The organism is Streptomyces sp. MI02-7b (assembly GCF_033793585.1).
Classification (GTDB): domain Bacteria; phylum Actinomycetota; class Actinomycetes; order Streptomycetales; family Streptomycetaceae; genus Actinacidiphila.
The window spans coordinates 143,096-161,321 of sequence record NZ_JARAWX010000018.1 but is presented as its reverse complement, the minus strand read 5'-3'; the positions used below and the strand labels follow the sequence as shown (position 1 = coordinate 161,321).

Genomic DNA, 18,226 nt, shown 5'->3' with positions numbered 1-18,226 from the left:
GTGGCCCGTGCCACGATGAGGTCGCGGCGCCCGGCCGGGCGCCGCCGGACCACGACGGGGGTGAGCCATGGGCGCACGGCGCGACATCGGGGCGCGGGAGCGGCGGCACCGGATGGCCGCGCGGCAGCGGCTGACCGCCGGGGGGCGCTCGGAACGGCCGGAGGAGGCCACGGAGTCGCTCGTCGCCCTGCACGGTACGGACCCGGCCACGGTCTACCTGTCCGCCGCGGCGCGGATGCGCGTCCCGGACCCGGCGGCGATCGATCACGCCCTCTACGAGGAACGCAGCCTGATCCGGCTGCTCGCGATGCGCCGGACGATGTTCGTGGTCACGGCCGCCGCACGACCGGTGGTCCACGAGGCGGCGGCCCACGCGATCGCCGCCGCCGAACGCCGGAAACTGCTGACCTTCCTCGCCGAGGGCGGCGGCTGGGACGAACGGTGGCTGGCGGAGGTCGAGGAGGCCGTCCTGACCGCACTCGCCGGGGGCACGGAGGCCACCGCCGCGGAGCTGGCCGAACGGGTCCCGCGTCTGCGCGAACAGGTGGTGGTGGCCCGCGGCAAGCCGTACGAGGCCACGCAGAACGTGTCGAGCCGGGTCCTTCGGGTGCTCGCCGCCGAGGGCCGGATCGTACGGCGGCGCCCGCTGGGCGGCTGGACGAGCAGTCAGTACCGCTGGGCCGCCGGCGCGGTCCCGCCGCGGACACCGGCCGGCGAGGCGCGGGCGGAGCTGGCGCGGCGCTGGCTGGCGGCCTACGGGCCGGGCACCGAGGCCGATCTGAAGTGGTGGACCGGGTGGACGCTCACCGAGGTCCGCGCGGCGCTGAAGGCGATCGGCGCCGAGCCGGTCGGACTGGCGGAGGGCACCGGCTACGTCCTGCCGCAGGACACCGGGCCGGAGCCGGACCCCGGGCCGTGGGCGGCGCTGCTGCCCGCGCTCGACCCGACGCCGATGGGCTGGCGGGGGCGCGACTGGTACCTGCCCGAGGACCCCGCGGACCGTGCGGCGCTCTTCGACCGCTCGGGCAACATCGGCCCCACGGTGTGGTGGAACGGCCGGGTCGTCGGCGGATGGGCCCAGCGCGCGGACGGCACCGTCGTGCACCGCCTGTTCACCGACCCCGGCCGCGAGGCGGCCGCGGCGGTCGGGGAGGAGGCGGCCCGGCTGAGCGGCTGGCTGGGCGGCACACGCGTCACCCCCCGCTTCCGGACACCACTGGAACGCGAGTTGTCCGCCTGAACCGCCGTCACCCTGGGTATGCCGCTCCTGACGCCCGGTACACGGAAATGACGCTGGAGGTGGACCGATGGAACAAGTGGCGGTGTTCTGCGGCAACTGCGATTGCGGCTGCCCCACGCTGTACGTGGACGAGAGCGCGCCGCCCGAGCAGAGGGTCGTCCTGACCGACGACTTCGGGCAGCGCGTGCGGATGAGTTCCGACCAGTTCCGCTCACTGGTGGATGAGGCGAAGGCGGGCCGGCTGGACCACGTGTAGCGGTCCGGCCGGCCCGCCTGCGCGGGGAGCCCGGTCAGCCGAGGCGGGTGAGCCTCGAACCGAAGGACGGCTCGGTCAGGTCGCGTCCGAGCGTGACCGGGACCTTGATGCTGCTGTCGCCGTTGCCGACGGTGAGGGTGCCGATCGCGGTTCCGGCCGGCGCCTTGTGCGGAATGCCGGTCTTGGCGCCGACCACGGAGATGTCGACCTTCAGCCCGGTCCAGCCGATCGCGGTGACGTCCTTGGCGGCCACGACGCGCGTCCGGCCGCCGAGGCCGTCGTCGATGTAGCCGACGACGTCACCCTTCTTGATCACGGTGTCCGAGGTGAGGGTGTCCAGCGCGGCCTGCAGCAGGGTGCTGCTGCGGTCGAGCACCGTGTCGATGATGGGCGCCTTGTGCTGCCCCAGCATCGCCCCGATGATCAGCTGCTTCGTGCCGCCGATCTCACGGACCGCCGCGAAGAGCAGGTTGCCACCGGCCTTGGTGCTGGTGCCGGTCTTGATGCCGACGACGTGGTTGTAGCCGGCGAGCTGGTTGTAGTTCTTCTGGACGTCGCCGTTGATGTCCGTGTACTGGATCTTGGTGGCGATCTCCGCGAACACCGGGTCCTTCATGGCGGCGTGGCCCAGTTTCACCTGGTCGCTCGCCGTGCTGACGGTGGTCGCCTCCAGACCGCTGGGGTCGGTGTAGTGGGTGTTCCGCATGCCGAGCTGCTTGGCGGTGGCGTTCATCTTCTTCACGAACGCCGCCTCAGACCCAGCGTCCCAGCGGGCCAGCAGGCGGGCGACGTTGTTCGCCGACGGCAGCATGACCGCCTCCAGCGCCTCGTACTCGCTGAGCTTCTGCCCGGCGGTCACCTTGACCACGGACTCCTGCTCCGCCTGGCCGCTGACGAACTGCTGCTCGGCCTTCTCGTCGACCGGGACCGTCTCGCCCTCGCCGCCCTTCTTGATGGCGTGGTCGCGCAGGATCACGTAGGTCGTCATGACCTTCGCGACGCTGGCGATCGGCACGGGCTTCTCCTGCCCGAACGCGCCCAGCCGGCCCAGGCCCTCGGCCTCCACGACCGCCTGGCCCTGCGCGGGCCACGGCAGCGAGAGCTCGTCGCCCTCGAAGGTGTACGAGGACTTCGCCGTCAGCGTCAGCGCCGGCGCGGGCAGCGGGCGCAGCGCCTGCACCAGGACGAAGACCACCGCCAGCAGCAGCACCACCGGGGTCCAGATCTTCACCCGGCGCACGGTGGTGCGCAGCGGGGTCTCGGCCGGCGGCGGGGTGTTGGTCAGCTCCGCCAGCAGCTTGAGCGGTTCGTCCGGCTCGGGCGGCAGCGGCAGCGGCAGCGGCATCTGCTTCGTACGCGAGCCCAGGTCCTCGGCCGGACGTTCGTCGCCGACCAGGGGGACAAACGTTCCGCCGGGCCGGGCCGGCGTCGCGACGGGAGCGGCGGCGGAGGGGCGTACGACGGCCTTGCCGGCGTCGCCGGCGTCGCGCGCCCGGTCCTTCTCCGGCGCGGCGGCCGGGGCGGCCGGGGCGCCGGGCGCCCTGAGGGTGAGCGTTCCCTCCCGGGGCGGCGCGTCCGCGCCGTCCGCGCGCGGCGCGCGGAGCGTCATGGTGCCCTCGCCGGTCCGCGGACCACCACCGGGGCCCCCGAACGCGCCCCCTCCGCCGTTGACACGGCGCGGGGCGTCCTGGGAGCCGTCCTCGGGGCCGTCGTCCGCGGCGGGGGCCGTCGCCTGGCCGGTGTCCCCGGAGTCGTCCCCGGCGGGGGCCTCGTCGTCCTCCGCGGCCGCGGGCTCGTCGCCGGTGCCCTCGCGGTCCGCTCCGGCAGCGGGCGCGTCGGCCTCGTCCGCGTCGGTCTCGTCCGCTACGTCGTCGTCGCCCGCGTCGGTCGCGTCGGTGTCGTCCGCGTCCGCGCCGGCGGAGCCGTCGGTGTCGCCCGCCGCGTCGGCGGGCTCCTCAGACGCCGCTGTGGCGTCCTCCGGAGCGTCGTCCGGCCCCTCGGGGCCGTCGGCGGCCTCCGCTGCCGCACCGGCGTCCTCAGGGGCGTCCTCGGGGCCGTCGGCCGGCTCGGCGCCGGGGGCGGTCGTGTCCTCCCGGCGGTCCTGCCCGGACCGGGCATCCTCGGGCACGGCCGCGGGGGCGCCCGACGCGCCTGCGGCGTCGGTACGGGATTCCGCGGGCCCCTCACCGTCGTCCGCCGGGGAGGCCTCCTCCGTGTCCTGCGCAGTCGCCTCCGCGACATCGTCCACAGCCGCTCCGCCGTCCGGCGTACCGGAACTACGCCGCTCGGGTTCCGCCTCCGTGTCCGCCCGGTCCGCCGCGGGCGGCTCCGGCGCGTGCTCCGGGGCGTCCGGAGACGTTTCCGCCGGCCCCCCTCGGAGGACGGCGAGCCTCGGATCCACCGCCCCGCGCCCGGTCGCCTCCCCCGACGACTTCTGCTGATCCGCCCTGCCGGGGGACTCGCCCGCCACGCAGACCTCCTCCACACGTCGTGCGGAGCGCCGCCGCGGCGCCCCGCTCACCCTTACACCAGTTTCCAGGCCCCGGCCGATCAGCCTCAGAGGGACCCGCCGACGGGGCGCCTCGGCCGTCCCCACGACGGCGCCGCCCCGGTCCAAGACGCAAACGACATATGAGTCGGTTCCCGCACGAACGGGCAAGGCGCTCTCGACAGGCCGGTGTGAGAGGCGTCACCCTGTCATTCATCCACGCGGGGAGGCATGGATGGGCAGGAGCCGCAGAACACTTCCGGAGGAGCTGTTGCTGCTCGCCCTGGACCCGGCCACGGGTACCACGGCGCAGCCGCAGTCTCTTGACCTCGGTCTTGCCGGGGCCCAGCTAGTGGAGCTGGCCCTCGCAGGACGAATAGCCCCTGACGGGGATCGTATCGCCGTGGTGCACCCACGGCCGACAGGAGATCCGACCCTGGACTCCGCGCTCGAACTGCTGCGCCGACGCGGCAGCCCGGTGCGCGCCGTCCACTGGATCGGCGGGCCCCGCCTGGGGCTGCGCCAGACGTATCTCGCGCACCTGGAGCGGTGCGGCATGGTGCATGCCGTACCGGGTCAGATGTGCGGGGTGCTGCCGACCACGCGCTATCAGGCGACCGACAGCGAGGTCAGCCGGGAGATCAGGGCCCGGCTGGACAGCGCGATCCGCACCGGTGTGCCACCGGACCCGCGGACCGCCGCCCTCGCCGCGATCGCCCATGCCGTGGGCCTCGGCAAGCATCTGTACCCGGGCAACGAGGGCCGGTCCTCGCGATCGCGTCTGCGTGACCTGATCCGGTACGACCCCATGGGCGGCCTCGTCGCGCACGCCGTGATGGACGTGCAGAACGGCGCCGCCGCACCGCCCAAACGCGCCCCGGCCCAGGGGCGCCCCGCACCGGACCGGGCGACGGGCCACGGCATGGTGCGGGCGGGCGCCCGCTGAACCCGCGGTGCCGGGGTCAGGGCCCCGGCACCGACGACAGCACAGCCAGCGCGCCAACGGCACGCGGGGCGGGGAACCGGTTCGCCCGGTCCTCCGGCCCGCGTGCCGTTGCCGTTTGTCGGCTCTTTTGAAGAGCGCAGCATACGACCATTTCCCAGCGGTGGGATGACCGATAGTGGCAGTCTGCTGACCAGCAGTACACGTCAGCGCGGAACTCAGCGCAGAACAGCAGCCGCTCGCAACCGGAGGTGCGCATCCCGTGGCCGCCAACGTCAATCCCACCGTCAGGCGTCGCCGACTCGGGTCGGAACTGCGCAAGTTGCGCGAACAGAAAGGGATGACGGCCGAGGAGGTGGCGGCCCGGCTGCTCGTCTCGCAGTCCAAGATCAGCCGCCTGGAGAACGGCCGTCGCAGCATCAGCCAGCGCGACGTCCGCGACCTGTGCGGCGTGTACGGGGTCGACGACGCCCGCCTGGTCGACTCGCTGATGAACATGGCCCGCGAGTCCCGCCAGCAGGGCTGGTGGCACGCCTTCGGCGACGTCCCCTACAGCGTCTACATCGGCCTGGAGACCGAGGCCGAGTCGCTGCGGGTGTACGACTCCCTGGTGGTGCCCGGCCTGCTGCAGACCCGGAACTACGCCTCGGCGGTCATCGAGGGCACCCTCCCGGAAGCCACCCCCGAGCAGATCGAGAAGCGGATCGAGATCCGGCTGCGCCGGCAGGAACGCGTCACGGACCCGGACATCCCGCTGCGCTTCTGGGTCGTCATGGACGAGTCCGCGCTGCGCCGCGTCGTCGGCAGCAGGGACGTGATGCGCGAACAGCTGGAGTACCTGGCCCAGATGAGCACCCAGGCGCACGTGACCGTGCAGGTGCTGCCCTACGAGGCCGGCGCGCACCCGGGCATGTCCGGGAACTTCGCGATCCTGGAGTTCGCCGACGCGACCGACTCCAGCGTGGTCTACATCGAGGGCGTCACCAGCGACCTCTACCTGGAGAAGCCGACCGACGTGCACGGCTACAGCGTCATGTACGAGCACCTGAGGGCGCAGGCGCTGAGCGCCGAGGCGAGCCGCCTGTTCATCGCGGACGCGGCCAAGGAGTACGCGCGCTGACGGTGCGTCAGGCCGGGGGCGGGCGCGAGGGACACAGGCCCAACCCACCCTCGCGCACCAGCGGCCCCGGAGCGTACACCCGCGCCACCGCGAGGCGGAAGGTGAACTTGGAATATGCCACCCGTTGGAGCTAACGGCGGCTGTGGCAGGTGATGTTGGCGAGTAGCTTCGATCACGTCAGAGCTGCACGAATGAGAAAGCTCGGAGCGATCATGGCTATTCAGCTCGGAAACACCAAGGCGTGGGTCAAGTCCTCCCGCTCCCAAGGGAACGGGGCCTGCGTCGAGGTCGCGTCCCGCCACCTGTCCGCCGTCGACGTCCGCGACTCCAAGGACCCCGACGGCCCTACCCTCGGCTTCTCCCCCGATGCCTGGTCGGCGTTCGTCACGGACGTCAGCCGCGGAGCCTTCGACCTGGACTGAGCACCACGCAGTACCCGCACGGGCCCTCTCGACCGGCACGCCGTCCTGGCCGAGGGGGCTCACTGCTGCCCCGGACCTCCCATGCCCGCCCCCGCCGACCCCCCCTCCCCGGGAGGAGGCCGCGGCCCGCCGGTGGACGCGGGCAGAGCGATGCGCCGGCATCGGGGGAGGACAACGGGTCGTTCCGGCGAAGTACCCGCCCATCGTGAGCCGCCGGGCGTGTTCACGACAACGTCAAGTAAGGTCAAGAACAAGTAAAACAATTCTGCCATCTGATCGTGGTTCATATTCTTGAACGCGACTGGTCTTGACCATGCCCCTACCGCGCGGTTCAATCTGGGGCGCCGCCCCGCGACGGACGTACCGGCGAAGTACGCACCCGTTCACAAGGCGGACCCCTGAAGGGGGCAACAAGGCATGAACAGTCTCGACTGGGCCGTACTGGTCGCGTACTTCGGCGTGATGGTCGTCATCGGCCTGTGGTCCCACAAACGTGTCGACAACGTCGGCGACTTCTTCACCGCCGGCGGCCGGATGCCGTGGTGGCTGTCCGGCATCTCGCACCACATGTCCGGCTACAGCGCGGTCATGTTCACCGGCTACGCCGGCATCGCGTACACCTACGGCGTCACCTCGTACGTGACGTGGTCCTTCCCGATCGCCATCGGCATCGCCATCGGCGCGAGCCTCTTCGCGCCGCGGCTCAACCGGCTGCGCTCCCGGCTCCATGTGGCCTCCCCGCTGGAGTACCTGAAGAACCGCTACAACGTGCCCACGCAGCAGGCGCTCGCCGTCTCCGGTGTCCTGCTGAAGATCGTGGACGTCGGCGCGAAGTGGGCGGCCATCGCCACCTTGCTGTCGGTCTTCACCGGCGTCTCCCTCAACCAGGGCATCCTCATCACCGGCGCCGTCACCGCCGTCTACTGCACCGTCGGCGGCCTGTGGGCCGACGCCCTCACCGAGCTCGGGCAGTTCGTCATCCAGTTGCTCGCGGGGCTGGCGATGCTGATCGCGGTGCTGGGGAAGATCGGCGGCATCAGCGGACTGTGGACCGTGTGGGACAAGCTGCCGGACAACCACACCGCCCCGACGGCCGGCCCGTACACGCTGACGTTCCTGCTGGCGTACCTGTTCATCAAGACCTTCGAGTACAACGGCGGCATGTGGAACCAGGCCCAGCGCTACATGGCCACCGCCAACGCCCGCGAGGCCACGCGCTCGGCCCGGTTGTCGGCGCTGCTGTGGTTCGTCTGGCCGCTCGTGCTGTTCTTCCCGATGTGGGTCGCCCCGCTGCTGGTGCAGGCGCAGAAGCCGGACGCCTCCGACTCCTACGCGCTGCTGACCGAGCAGTTGCTGCCGCACGGCCTGCTGGGCCTGGTCGTCGTCGGCTTCTTCTCGCACACGATGGCCATGTGCTCCTCCGACGCCAACGCGATCGCCGCCGTCTTCACCCGCGACATCGCGCCCGTGCTGTCCAAGGCTGCGCGTTCCTGGAGCGATCGGGCCGGGCTGGTCGCCGCCCGGGTCACCACCGTGGCCTTCCTCGCCCTGTCGATGGCGGTGGCCACCCAGGTCAACTCGCCGGCCTTCAAGGACATCATCACGGTCGTCATCAAGTGGGTGGCGGGTCTGATGGGCCCGATCGCCATCCCGTTCATGCTGGGTCTGCTGCGGCCGTTCCGCAAGTCCGGCCCGACCGCGGCCCTGGTGTCGTGGGCGGCGGGGCTGTTCGCCTTCTGGCTGACCAACTACGGCCTCGACGGCGTCCAGTTGCAGATCCAGATCGTGACGCCGCTGGCCGTCTCGCTCGTCCTGTACGTGCTCATCGGCTTCGTCAGGCCCGAGGACACCCCGGAGCGGGACGCCGTCCTGGCCCGGATCAACTCCGACGGCGACGACGGGGACGGCGCGGCCGCCCAGGCCGTGCCCGAGACACCGGCCACGGCCTGACGCCGGGCTGCCGGGCTGCCGGGCTGCCCGGCCGGTCCTCCGCCGGGCTCAGGCGGCGGGGTAGCGCTCCAGCCACGCCGCCGAGACGCCCCCCGGCCCGTGCAGGGCCGGGGACTGCGTCATCTCCATGGCGAAGTCGTCCGCGAGCTGGAGGATCGTGCCCCGGCCCTCCAGCTCGGCGAGCCAGGCCGGCGGCAGGGCGGTCTCACCGTGCTGGACACCCAGCAGGTTGCCGCAGATCGATCCCGTGGAGTCGCTGTCGCCTGAGTGGTTGACCGCGAGCAGCAGGCCGTGCCGGATGTCCTCGGCCACCAGCGCGCAGTAGACACCGATGGCGAGGGCCTCCTCGGCGGTCCAGCCCTCGCCGAGGGCCTCCACCCGCGCGGCGTCGGGCAGGCCCTGGCGTACCGCGCCCAGCGCGGCCTGCAGGGCGGCGGAGGTCTCCTGGTGCCCCGGGCGCCGCGCGATGAGGGCGAGTGCCTGCTGCACCGCGCCGTCCAGGGCCTCGCCGCGGGCCAGCCCGTGGACGATCACCGCGAAGGCGCCCGCCGCCAGGACCCCGGTGGGGTGGCCGTGGGTCTGCGCGGCGCATTCGAGCGCGAGTTGCAGGACGAGCTGCGGCTCCCAGCCGACGAGCAGCCCGAAGGGCGCGGAGCGCATCACGGTGCCGCAGCCCTTGGAGGTGGGGTTCTTCGGCTGGTCCAGGGTGCCCATCCGGTCGTCGCCGAGGCCGGTGAGACAGGCCCGGCCGGGTGCGCGGCGGGAGTAGAGCCATTCCTCGCGGGCCAGCCACCCGATGTCCTTGCGGCGTTCGTCGGGGCCCCAGTCGCTCTGGGTGGCGGCCCACCGCCGGTACGCCCGGTGGATGTCCGTGGGCGGGTGCCAGGTGCCGGTGTCGCGGCGCACCTGGGCGCGGATCAGCCCCTCGGCGGTGAAGAGGGTCATCTGGGTGTCGTCGGTGATCGCGCCGCGCCGGCCGTAGGCGGGGACGTAGTCCGTGACGCCCTTCTCGCCGTGCGCCTCCCGGATGGCGGCAAGGGAGTCGAACTCGATCCCCGCGCCGAGCGCGTCGCCCATCGCGCCCCCGAGCAGGCACCCGCGGACCCGGCTGCGGAAGTCCTGCTGCTCGACGCGCCCCCATACGGCCCCGCCCATGCCACTGCCTCCTTCGCCGTTCGCCGCCAGCACTGTAATCGACCACGAACGGTCGGTTCCCGACCACGGAAGGAATGTGGTCGGTCACTCGCGGCGGCGTTCCGGGCACATGCCGGACGTCCGGGGGGAGTCAGTCCTCCAGAACCGGCAGGAGTTCGGGGAGGTGGCCGTCGGAGGCGAGGCCGGTGGTGATGCGTTCGGCGGGGACCTGGCCGTAGGTGGTGGTGCGCTGGCGGGCGGGGCGGCCGGCGGCCTCGGCGATGGCGACCAGGTCGCGGATGGAGCGGTAGGAGCCGTAGCTGGAGCCGGCCATGCGGGAGATGGTCTCCTCCATCAGGGTGCCGCCCAGGTCGTTGGCGCCGGAGCGGAGCATCTCGGCGGCGCCGTCGGCGCCGAGTTTGACCCAGCTGGTCTGGATGTTGGTGATGTGCGGGTGGAGCAGCAGGCGGGCCATCGCGGTGACGGCGCGGTTGTCGCGTGCGGTGGGGCCGGGGCGGGCGATGCCGGCCAGGTAGACCGGGGCGTTGGTGTGGATGAAGGGCAGGGTGACGAACTCGGTGAAGCCGCCGGTCTCCTGCTGGATCCGGGCGAGCAGCCGCAGGTGGGCGAGCCAGTGGTGGGGCTGGTCGACGTGCCCGTACATCATGGTCGACGAGGAGCGAAGTCCCAGGGCGTGTGCGGCCTTGACGACCTCGATCCAGGTGGCGGTGGGCAGTTTGCCCTTGGTCAGGATCCAGCGGACCTCGTCGTCGAGGATCTCCGCGGCGGTGCCGGGGATGGAGTCCAGACCGGCGTCCTTGGCCGCGGCCAGCCACTCGGGGATCGACATCCCGGTGCGGGTGGCGCCGTTGACCACCTCCATCGGCGAGAAGGCGTGCACGTGCATGCCCGGCACGCGCTCCTTGACCGCGCGGGCGATGTCGAAGTAGGCGGTGCCCGGCAGGTCCGGGTGGATACCGCCCTGCATGCACACCTCGGTCGCGCCGACCTGCCAGGCCTGCTCGGCCCGGTCGGCGACCTGCGACAGCGACAGGGTGTAGGCGTCCGCGTCGGTACGGCGCTGCGCGAAGGCGCAGAAACGGCAGCCGGTGTAGCAGACGTTGGTGAAGTTGATGTTCCGGGTGACCACATAGGTCACCTCGTCGCCCACGGTGTCCCGCCGCACGTCGTCCGCGATCCGCGCCAGCGCGTCCAACGCCGCACCATCGGCATGGAACAACGCCAGCGCCTCGGCGTCGGTGAGCTTGGTCGGGTCGTCGGCGGCGACGGAGAGCGCGGTGCGGACATCGGCCTCGATGCGGTCCGGGACGAATCCCGGGGCGGCCTGCTCGCGCAGCGCCTCCCAGTCGCCGTACACCTCGTCGAAGTCGTCGCGGCGGTCGCCGGTGCGGCCCTCGGTGTCGATGGTGCGGTGCAGGTCGGTGCGGCCGGTGGCGGTGAAGGCCTCGTCGGGCTCCTGCCACGGACGGCCCTGCACCACCGCGTCCTCACGGGCCAGTCCGGTCTCCGGATCGGCCAGCGCCCGGACGTGCGGCAGCAGCCGCGGGTCCAGCCACGGCTCGCCGCGGGTGACGAACTCCGGGTAGACGCACAGGCGTTCCCGCAGCGCGAAGCCGGCCGCCGCCGAATGCTCGGCGAGCTCGTCGATCCGCGGCCAGGGGCGCTCGGGGTTGACGTGGTCAGGCGTGAGCGGGGAGACCCCGCCCCAGTCGTCGATGCCGGCCCCGATCAGCCGCGCGTACTCCGCGTCCACCAGGTTCGGCGGCGCCTGCAGGCACGCGGCCGGCCCCATGATGTGCCGGGCGACCGCGACCGTGGCGACCAGGTCGTCCAGTTCCGCGTCCGGCATCCCGCGCATCGCCGTGTCCGGCTTGGCGCGGAAGTTCTGGATGATCAGCTCCTGGATGCCGTGGTACGAGCGCGCGACCCGGCGCAGCGCGAAGAGCGACTCCGCGCGCTCCTCGTACGTCTCGCCGATCCCGATCAGCAGCCCGCTGGTGAACGGCACCGAGCTGCGCCCCGCGTCCTCCAGCACCCGCAGCCGCACCGCCGGCTCCTTGTCGGGCGAGCCGTAGTGCGGCCCGCCCGGCTCGGACCACAACCGGGTCGCCGTGGTCTCCAGCATCATGCCCATCGACGGCGCGACCGGCTTGAGCCGCTGGAAGTCCGTCCAGCTCATGACCCCGGGATTGAGGTGCGGCAGCAGTCCGGTCTCCTCCAGGATCCGGATCGACATGGCGCGGACGTAGGCCAGGGTGTCGTCGTAGCCGTGCGCGTCCAGCCACTCGCGCGCTTCGGGCCAGCGGTCCTCGGGCTTGTCCCCGAGGGTGATCAGGGCTTCCTTGCAGCCGAGTTCGGCGCCGCGGCGGGCGATGTCCAGCACCTCGTCCGGGGACATGAACATCCCGTGGCCGGCGCGGCGCAGCTTGCCGGGCACCGTGACGAAGGTGCAGTAGTGGCACTTGTCCCGGCACAGCCGCGTCAACGGGATGAACACACTTTTGGAATACGTGATGACGCCGGGACGCCCCGCCGCCTCCAGCCCCGCGTCCCGCACCCGGGCGGCGCTCTCCATCAGATCGGCCAGGTCGTCCCCCCGGGCCTGGAGGAGCACCGCGGCCTCGGCGGTGTCGAGTGCGACGCCGTCACGGGCACGCTTGAGCGCACGGCGCATGCTGTTGGCGGTGGGCGGGGTGTGCGTCATTCTCCGAGCATAGGTGCGCCCTCCGTCAGTGGGCGCTGTCACGTAGATCACCGGGGCGATTGCCGCCGGACGGGAATTTCCGCGCTGGCCTTGACGTCGGCGTCAGGGTCTACCGTCGGGGCATGCGGATCGGAGAACTCGCCGAACGGGCCGGCACCACCCCGCGCGCCCTGCGGTACTACGAATCGCTCGGACTGCTGCGGGCCCGGCGGGCCGGCAACGGCTACCGGGCCTACGACGAGGCGGACCTGAGACTGCTGCGGCAGATCCAGCTCCTGCGGGACTTCGGCTTCGAACTGGAGGACACCCGCCCCTTCGTGGACTGTCTGCGGGCCGGCCATCCCGAGGGGGACTCGTGCCCGGCGTCCCTGGAGGCCTACCGGCGCAAGCTCGCGGAGCTGGACGACGGACTCGCCCGGCTCACCGAGGCGCGGGACCGGATCGCCGAGCAGCTGGCCCGGGCCGAGTCGGCGACGGCTCCCGAACCGCGCTGCCAGTTCACCTGCGAGGGGAGTACCTGATGACCACGACCGGAACGGACGCAGAACCGGGAACGGGGCCGGGACCGGGACCGGACCGGGACCCCGGCCACCTGGCCGAGGCGTCCGACGCGACGTTCGCCGCCGAGGTGCTGGGCGCCGGCGTGCCGGTGCTCGTGGAGTTCGGCGCCGACTGGTGCCCGCCGTGCCGTCAGATCGAGCCCGTGCTGCGCGAGCTCGCCCGGGAGGAGGAGGGACGGCTGAAGGTCGTCCAGCTGGACGTGGACCACAACCCGTGGGCACAGAGCGCCTACGGCGTGCTGTCGGTGCCGACGCTGATGGTCTTCCGCGACGGCGAACCGGTGTGGTCCGCGGTCGGGGCGCGCACCAAGCGGCGGCTGCTGCAGGAACTGGCCGACGTGCTCTGAGGCTCACAGATAGCGCGCGTAGTCGTCCAGCGTGCGCAGTACGTCCGCGGTCCCCGCGGAGGGCAGCTGCAGCACGACCTCCGCCAGGCCCAGATCGCGGTAGTGGGCGAGCTTTCCGGGGTTCGGGCGGACGGCGTACGGCACGACCTGGGGACCGGCCGGGTCGCGGCCCGCTTCCGCCCAGGCGCGGCGCAGCTCCGGCAGGGTCTCCTTGAGCCCGCCACCGCCGATGGGCAGCCAGCCGTCCGCGTACTCGGTGATGTGCCGGAAGAGCACGGGCCCGGCGGCGCCCCCGACCAGGGTGCGCGGGCGGGGGCCGGAGACCGGCTTGGGCCACGCGTGGCTCGCCTCGACGCTCGTGTACGCGCCCTGGTAGGCGGTGGGTTCGGGCGCCCACAGGGCCCGCATCGCGGCCATCCGGTCGCGTACCAGGTCGCGGCGGCGGGGCCAGTCCACGCCGTGGTCCGCGGCCTCCTCCACGTTCCAGCCGAAGCCGACACCGAGGGTGAACCGTCCGCGGGACAGGAAGTCCAGGCTCGCGACCTGCTTGGCCAGCACGATGGGGTCGTGTTGGGCGACCAGGGTGATCCCGGTGCCGAGCCGCAGCCGCTCGGTGACGGCCGCGGCCGCGGCGAGCCCCACGAAGGGGTCCAGCGTGCGGCCGTACTCCGGCGGCAGGGGTTCGCCCATCGGCGCCGGGGTGCGCCGGCTGACCGGGATGTGGGTGTGCTCCGGCAGGTACAGCCCGTCGAAGCCGCGCTCCTCCAGCTCCCGGGCGAGCCGGACGGCGGGGACGGAATGGTCGGTCAGGAAGATCGTCGTGGCGATCCGCATGGCGTCGTCGCACCTCCCGTGTGTGGGCCGACCCTAGGCCCTTCGGGGGGCGCGGGAAAGCCGCCGCCCGGCTGGTTCGACGGACGCGCGCACGGCCCGGGGTCAGCCGGCGGCGCCGACCGGGGCGTTGCGGAGCTCGGTGACCAGGGCGGGGGTGAGCAGTTCCCCGGCGCGGTCGGCCAGCACGGACATCTCGTAGCCGACGAGGCCGACGTCGCAGCCCTCGGCGGCGAGGACGCCGAGGCAGCTGCCGTCACGGATGCGGCCGACCATCATGAAGCCGCCCAGCATCTCGATCATGACCAGCTTCATGCCGTGGAAACCGTGCGTGGAGGCCGCGTTCTGGGCGAGCGAGGTGATGCCCGAGACGACGGCGGCCAAGTGGTCCGCGCGGTCGCGGGTCAGACGCTCGGAGGCCGCCATCAGCAGGCCGTCGGAGGAGACCGCGACGGCGTCGGTGACACCGTCGGTGGTCCGTACGAAGTCGGATACGAGCCAGCCGAAGTTCTGGACGGCGGTGGTCACGATGGCGTTCCTTCTGGGGTTCTGTACGGGGCCGGACGGGGGGCGGCCGCGTAGGCGGGTGCGGAGGGGGAACCGGTCTCGGCGCGGGCGACCCCGGCCCGGAAGGCGTTGAGCAGTACCGAGATCCCGGGCTTGGGTGCCGGGGGCGGCGGCTCCTGCTCGTCGGGGGCGAGCAGTCCGGGGGGCAGGACCACCAGGGCGGAGACGCCCCCTTCGGGCGTGTCGAAGAGACGCACCTCGATGTTCTGGCGGCGGGCGAGCCGGCCCACGACATGGTGGCCGAGGAAGCGGGTCGGGGCCGACAGGAAGATCTCGTCCCCGCTGTCGACGAGCAGCGCGTTGGACCGCTGGAGGTCGGCGGCGCTCATGCCGACCCCGTGGTCGACGACGGCGAAGCAGTAGTCCCCCGCCGCCTCGTCGCGCCAGCCGTGCACGTCGACGGACTCCTCGGGCGGGGAGAAGGTCAGCCCGTTCTCGATGAGTTCGGCCAGCAGGTGGGCGACGTCGGTGACCACATGGCCGCGCAGGCTGCCCGGCTCGACCTGCGCGACCATCACCCGCCGGTACTGCTCGACCTGGGCGACGGCGGACCGGACGGCCTCCAGCGCGGTCGCCGGGCGGGCGACGGGCCGGGCGGTGTGCTGGCCGGTGAGGACCAGCAGGCTCTCGGCGTTGCGGCGCATGCGGGTGGCCAGGTGGTCCAGTTCGAAGAGCTCGGCGAGTTCGTCCGGGTCGAGCTCCCGGCTCTCCAGCTTGGTGATCAGGCCCAGCTGGCGGCGGATGAGGCCCTGGTTGCGGCGGCCCAGGTTGGCCAGCGACTCGGTGGTGTTGGCGCGCAGCCGCGCCTGTTCCGCGGCGAGGTCGAGGGCGGTGCGCTCGACGTTGCCGAGGGCGGTGGCCACCTCGGCGATCTCGGCCGCGCCGTGCCGCACCAGCACACCCGCGGGTTCGGCGGGTTCCGGCGGGGGGGCGCCCGTGGAACGGGCCTGCTGGATGCGCAGGACCGCCTCGGGCAGCCGCCGGCGGGCGATGTCGTCCGCCGCGCCGGCCAGGGCGGCCAGGGGGCGGGTGATCGAACGGGAGGCGAGCGCGGCGGCGGCGCTGACGATGCCGAGGATGAGCACACCCATGACGGCGTAGAGGGTCAGCGAGGCGGCCGCCTCGTCGCTGAGCGTCCGGGTGCGGGACGTCACGTCGGCGCCGACCTGGCGCTGCACCGAGTACAGCGCGTCGTTGAGGATGCCGGTGCCCTTCCACCACGCCCGGGAGTCCACGTTCAGGCGCGAGCCGTCGACGCCGCGCTCGGCCAGCTGCTCGTAGGTGAAGGTGTCGTTGGCGGCGGTGGTGCCGAAGGCCTGGTCCAGCAGGAGCCGCTGGTCCGGGGTGGCGACCTGGCGGAAGCGGCCGATCGCGGCCAGGCGCTCGGCGCGCTCCTGGATGAACTCCAGGTACTCGGCGCGGCGGAACGCGCCGTAGGCGAAGACGCCGTTGAGCGAGCTGCGCTCGTTGGCGAGCGCCTCCTTGGCCTGGGCCAGCGCCTCGAGCGCGGCGACGCCGTCGCGCAGCTGCCGGTCGCCGCGGGTGGCGGTCCCGGCCGCCGGGTCGACGGCGTTCAGGCCCGTGACGGCGTAGGTGTAGAAGGTGATCGTCGCGTCCCGCCCGGCGATGTCGGAGTCCACGTCGGCGCGCGTTCCGGCGAGCCGGCCCAGTCGCGTCTGGATCACGTCCTCGACGGCGGGCTGGTCGCGCAGGTCGTGCAGCTGGACGTCGACGAGCTCGCGCGTGGCGGCGAGTTGCCTGCCGTACCGGGTCTCACCGCCCAGCAGGCCGTTGGTCAGGCCGCGTTCCAGCTGCAGCTGGTGGACCAGGGACCGCAGCCGCAGCGACAGTTCGATCTCGGAACGGGTGGCGCGGGCGTCGCTGTAGTCCTCGGCGCGCAGTTCGACGGCGAGGCCGACGAAGGCGAGCAGCAGGCAGGTGGGAACGGCGAGGACGACCGCCACCCGGCCCCGGACGGTCCGCCATCCCGGCAGGGGACGGGGGAGGGCCCTGGAGATCGATCGAGGTCGCCGCCGCGCCTTCCGCACCGTCATGCGCCCGCACGGTAGCGGCCGGAAGGGAACCGTCGATTTCCCTCCCGTTAGCCGCGGTTGGCGTTTGGGTGGCCGGAATCCCGCACTGGTGCGAAGACGGGGCGAACGGCTCTTCCGGGACGTGGCAGGCACCCGCCTCGGCGTCAACGCGTGGCGAACGCCGGGGCCGTGAGGTCCACGGTGAGGGCGTGGCCCAGGCTGTTGGTGAAGGTGGCGTGCGTCCCCCTGGCCTCGGCCCGGACGAAGGGCTTGGACTGACCGAGCGCGACGACCCACACCAGGTTGCCGTCGGAGTCCAGCCGGGCGAAGAAGCCCTCCGAGCAGTGCGTGCCGTCGCCGCAGCACACGTACCCCGTGCCGTCCGGGAGTTCGGCGGTGCCCGCCGGGTGGGGATCGACCGATGTGGCGAGCCCCGGCTCGCCTGCCAGCAGCGCCGCCACGTCGAAGGGCTCGCCGATCCGGAACGCCGACAGCCGCGGGCCGTCGATGTCCACGCCGAGCACCGTGCCGTCCGCCCGGTACAGCCCGTCGCGGGCCGGGACCTTGCCGGCCAGCCACAACTCGTTGATCAGACCCATCGTCCGCGCTCCTCCCACTGTGCGGGAGACCAGCCCATCAGGCGACCGCCGGGCACGTCTTGACCGCCGGGCGAACAGCGGGCGAACTCCTCCATGCGGGCCGGCGACAGCGGTGCCACCGACGACGCCGGCGGCTCGCCGCCCACCGCCCCGCGCCACGGCCAGGACGGCTGCGGTGGAGCGGGGCGGCGCGCTCCCGGGGTCAGGCGGGGCCGAGCGGCCTGGGGCGGCGGAGGGCATGCACGGGCAGCAGCATGCGCCAGACCGCGTCCTCCACGCCGTGGACGGAGGCGATCCAGCCGAGACCGTCCTCCGAGGTGCCCGTGCCGGCCGCGGCGGTCAGCTCGCCCGCGACGTCCGCGAGGTCGCCGTGGCGCAGCGCGGGCTCCATCCGTCCCCCGCCGAGCCCGTCGGCGACGTACCGCTCGTACGCGGGCGCGGTGCGCAGCACCCCCACCGGCCGCCATTCCTCCGCCAGGCGCGGCACCGGCTCCCCCGCCATGCGGCGGCCGTCGGCCTCGACGACCTGGGTGCGGGTGCGGTCGACCGCCAGGGCGGTCCACGCGTCGGCCCCCGTGAGCACCGCCGCGGGACGGCACCGCTCGACGGCCTCGGCGACGGTCCCCGGCCCGTCCGGGCCGCCCGCGACCAGCGGCACCGCGGCCATGCCCGCGTACAGGCAGCCGTAGAAGGCGCCCGCCAGATCCACACCCTGGGGGTAGTCCAGCAGCACGCGGCTGCCGGGCGGCAGCAGGCGGCCCAGGCCCGCGGCGACCGCGCGGGCGCGCCGGTCGAGGCCGGCGAAGTCGCAGTCGTACGGGACGTAGGGGCGGCCGTCCGGCTGCCGCAGCGCGCGGCGGCGCAGCGCGGGGCCCGGCAGGCGGTACACGCTCACCACGGGGCCACCGATCCGGGCCCGGGCACCGCTCACCGCCTCCCGTCCGCATCGTGAGCACATCGGCGGCCCTTCACCTCCCTGTGACGAACGTCGGCCACGCCAACGGCATATGA

16 protein-coding genes are annotated in these 18,226 nt (G+C 73.1%); 8 read left to right on the top strand and 8 right to left on the bottom strand.

The features are described from left to right. Nucleotides 1–67 precede the first annotated feature (67 nt). Nucleotides 68–1,240 (top strand): winged helix DNA-binding domain-containing protein, encoded by a 1,173-nt coding sequence (locus PV364_RS27545; RefSeq protein ID WP_319663036.1) that lies wholly within the window; start codon nucleotides 68–70, stop codon nucleotides 1,238–1,240. Nucleotides 1,241–1,307: 67 nt separating this feature from the next. Then, on the top strand, nucleotides 1,308–1,496 hold the full coding sequence (locus PV364_RS27540; RefSeq protein WP_319663035.1) for a hypothetical protein: 189 nt from the start codon (nucleotides 1,308–1,310) through the stop codon (nucleotides 1,494–1,496). A gap of 34 nt (nucleotides 1,497–1,530) precedes the next feature. On the opposite strand, the gene PV364_RS27535 is transcribed toward PV364_RS27540, so the two are convergent. Continuing rightward, on the bottom strand, nucleotides 1,531–3,744 hold the full coding sequence (locus PV364_RS27535; RefSeq protein WP_319663034.1) for a D-alanyl-D-alanine carboxypeptidase: 2,214 nt from the start codon (nucleotides 3,742–3,744) through the stop codon (nucleotides 1,531–1,533). Between the two features lie 475 nt (nucleotides 3,745–4,219). Between PV364_RS27535 and PV364_RS27530 the strand changes: the two genes are divergently transcribed. From PV364_RS27530 to PV364_RS27515, 4 genes are all read left to right on the top strand, one after another. Next, complete coding sequence (locus PV364_RS27530; protein WP_319663033.1) at nucleotides 4,220–4,930, top strand: GOLPH3/VPS74 family protein; 711 nt, start codon at nucleotides 4,220–4,222, stop codon at nucleotides 4,928–4,930. 259 nt (nucleotides 4,931–5,189) lie between these two features. Continuing rightward, a complete protein-coding gene (locus tag PV364_RS27525) occupies nucleotides 5,190–6,047 on the top strand; it encodes a helix-turn-helix domain-containing protein (protein ID WP_319663032.1) in 858 nt (285 codons plus the stop codon). Nucleotides 6,048–6,259: 212 nt separating this feature from the next. Next, the gene (locus tag PV364_RS27520; protein WP_319663031.1) at nucleotides 6,260–6,469 is read left to right on the top strand and encodes a DUF397 domain-containing protein; all 210 of its coding nucleotides are present in this window, start codon (nucleotides 6,260–6,262) and stop codon (nucleotides 6,467–6,469) included. Nucleotides 6,470–6,886: 417 nt separating this feature from the next. Beyond that, nucleotides 6,887–8,419, top strand: a complete 1,533-nt coding sequence (locus tag PV364_RS27515) for a sodium:solute symporter family protein (RefSeq protein WP_319663030.1) — start codon at nucleotides 6,887–6,889, stop codon at nucleotides 8,417–8,419. A 48-nt stretch (nucleotides 8,420–8,467) separates the two neighbouring features. On the opposite strand, the gene PV364_RS27510 is transcribed toward PV364_RS27515, so the two are convergent. Beyond that, entirely contained in the window at nucleotides 8,468–9,574 is a 1,107-nt protein-coding gene (locus PV364_RS27510; protein WP_319663029.1) for an ADP-ribosylglycohydrolase family protein, read from the bottom strand. Between the two features lie 130 nt (nucleotides 9,575–9,704). Further along, nucleotides 9,705–12,278: a bifunctional FO biosynthesis protein CofGH gene (locus PV364_RS27505; RefSeq protein ID WP_319663028.1), complete on the bottom strand. Its 2,574-nt coding sequence runs from the start codon at nucleotides 12,276–12,278 to the stop codon at nucleotides 9,705–9,707. Nucleotides 12,279–12,400: 122 nt separating this feature from the next. Between PV364_RS27505 and PV364_RS27500 the strand changes: the two genes are divergently transcribed. Both PV364_RS27500 and PV364_RS27495 read left to right on the top strand, forming a co-directional pair. Further along, complete coding sequence (locus tag PV364_RS27500; RefSeq protein WP_319663027.1) at nucleotides 12,401–12,799, top strand: MerR family transcriptional regulator; 399 nt, start codon at nucleotides 12,401–12,403, stop codon at nucleotides 12,797–12,799. Next, on the top strand, nucleotides 12,799–13,185 hold the full coding sequence (locus PV364_RS27495; RefSeq protein WP_415924612.1) for a thioredoxin family protein: 387 nt from the start codon (nucleotides 12,799–12,801) through the stop codon (nucleotides 13,183–13,185). Before PV364_RS27500 ends, PV364_RS27495 begins: the two co-directional genes overlap by 1 nt. Before the next feature lie 3 nt (nucleotides 13,186–13,188). On the opposite strand, the gene PV364_RS27490 is transcribed toward PV364_RS27495, so the two are convergent. From PV364_RS27490 to PV364_RS27470, 5 genes are all read right to left on the bottom strand, one after another. Continuing rightward, nucleotides 13,189–14,019: an LLM class F420-dependent oxidoreductase gene (locus PV364_RS27490; RefSeq protein ID WP_319663026.1), complete on the bottom strand. Its 831-nt coding sequence runs from the start codon at nucleotides 14,017–14,019 to the stop codon at nucleotides 13,189–13,191. Nucleotides 14,020–14,121: 102 nt separating this feature from the next. Beyond that, a complete protein-coding gene (locus tag PV364_RS27485; protein WP_319663025.1) occupies nucleotides 14,122–14,544 on the bottom strand; it encodes a roadblock/LC7 domain-containing protein in 423 nt (140 codons plus the stop codon). Beyond that, a complete protein-coding gene (locus PV364_RS27480; protein ID WP_319663024.1) occupies nucleotides 14,541–16,637 on the bottom strand; it encodes a nitrate- and nitrite sensing domain-containing protein in 2,097 nt (698 codons plus the stop codon). Before PV364_RS27480 ends, PV364_RS27485 begins: the two co-directional genes overlap by 4 nt. A 143-nt stretch (nucleotides 16,638–16,780) precedes the next feature. Continuing rightward, the gene (locus PV364_RS27475) at nucleotides 16,781–17,215 is read right to left on the bottom strand and encodes a hypothetical protein (protein ID WP_319663023.1); all 435 of its coding nucleotides are present in this window, start codon (nucleotides 17,213–17,215) and stop codon (nucleotides 16,781–16,783) included. A 202-nt stretch (nucleotides 17,216–17,417) separates the two neighbouring features. Then, nucleotides 17,418–18,110: an AMP-binding protein gene (locus tag PV364_RS27470; protein ID WP_319663022.1), complete on the bottom strand. Its 693-nt coding sequence runs from the start codon at nucleotides 18,108–18,110 to the stop codon at nucleotides 17,418–17,420. Between the last annotated feature and the right edge of the window lie 116 nt (nucleotides 18,111–18,226).

What these genes read in the sequence shown, in the direction of transcription:
- PV364_RS27545 (WP_319663036.1), top strand. Translation starts at nt 68, where the DNA reads ATGGGCGCACGGCGCGACATCGGGGCGCGGGAGCGGCGGCACCGGATG.
- PV364_RS27540 (WP_319663035.1), top strand. Translation starts at nt 1,308, where the DNA reads ATGGAACAAGTGGCGGTGTTCTGCGGCAACTGCGATTGCGGCTGCCCC.
- PV364_RS27530 (WP_319663033.1), top strand. Translation starts at nt 4,220, where the DNA reads ATGGGCAGGAGCCGCAGAACACTTCCGGAGGAGCTGTTGCTGCTCGCC.
- PV364_RS27520 (WP_319663031.1), top strand. Translation starts at nt 6,260, where the DNA reads ATGGCTATTCAGCTCGGAAACACCAAGGCGTGGGTCAAGTCCTCCCGC.
- PV364_RS27515 (WP_319663030.1), top strand. Translation starts at nt 6,887, where the DNA reads ATGAACAGTCTCGACTGGGCCGTACTGGTCGCGTACTTCGGCGTGATG.
- PV364_RS27510 (WP_319663029.1), bottom strand. Translation starts at nt 9,574, where the DNA reads ATGGGCGGGGCCGTATGGGGGCGCGTCGAGCAGCAGGACTTCCGCAGC.
- PV364_RS27505 (WP_319663028.1), bottom strand. Translation starts at nt 12,278, where the DNA reads ATGACGCACACCCCGCCCACCGCCAACAGCATGCGCCGTGCGCTCAAG.
- PV364_RS27500 (WP_319663027.1), top strand. Translation starts at nt 12,401, where the DNA reads ATGCGGATCGGAGAACTCGCCGAACGGGCCGGCACCACCCCGCGCGCC.
- PV364_RS27495 (WP_415924612.1), top strand. Translation starts at nt 12,799, where the DNA reads ATGACCACGACCGGAACGGACGCAGAACCGGGAACGGGGCCGGGACCG.
- PV364_RS27490 (WP_319663026.1), bottom strand. Translation starts at nt 14,019, where the DNA reads ATGCGGATCGCCACGACGATCTTCCTGACCGACCATTCCGTCCCCGCC.
- PV364_RS27480 (WP_319663024.1), bottom strand. Translation starts at nt 16,637, where the DNA reads ATGACGGTGCGGAAGGCGCGGCGGCGACCTCGATCGATCTCCAGGGCC.
- PV364_RS27475 (WP_319663023.1), bottom strand. Translation starts at nt 17,215, where the DNA reads ATGGGTCTGATCAACGAGTTGTGGCTGGCCGGCAAGGTCCCGGCCCGC.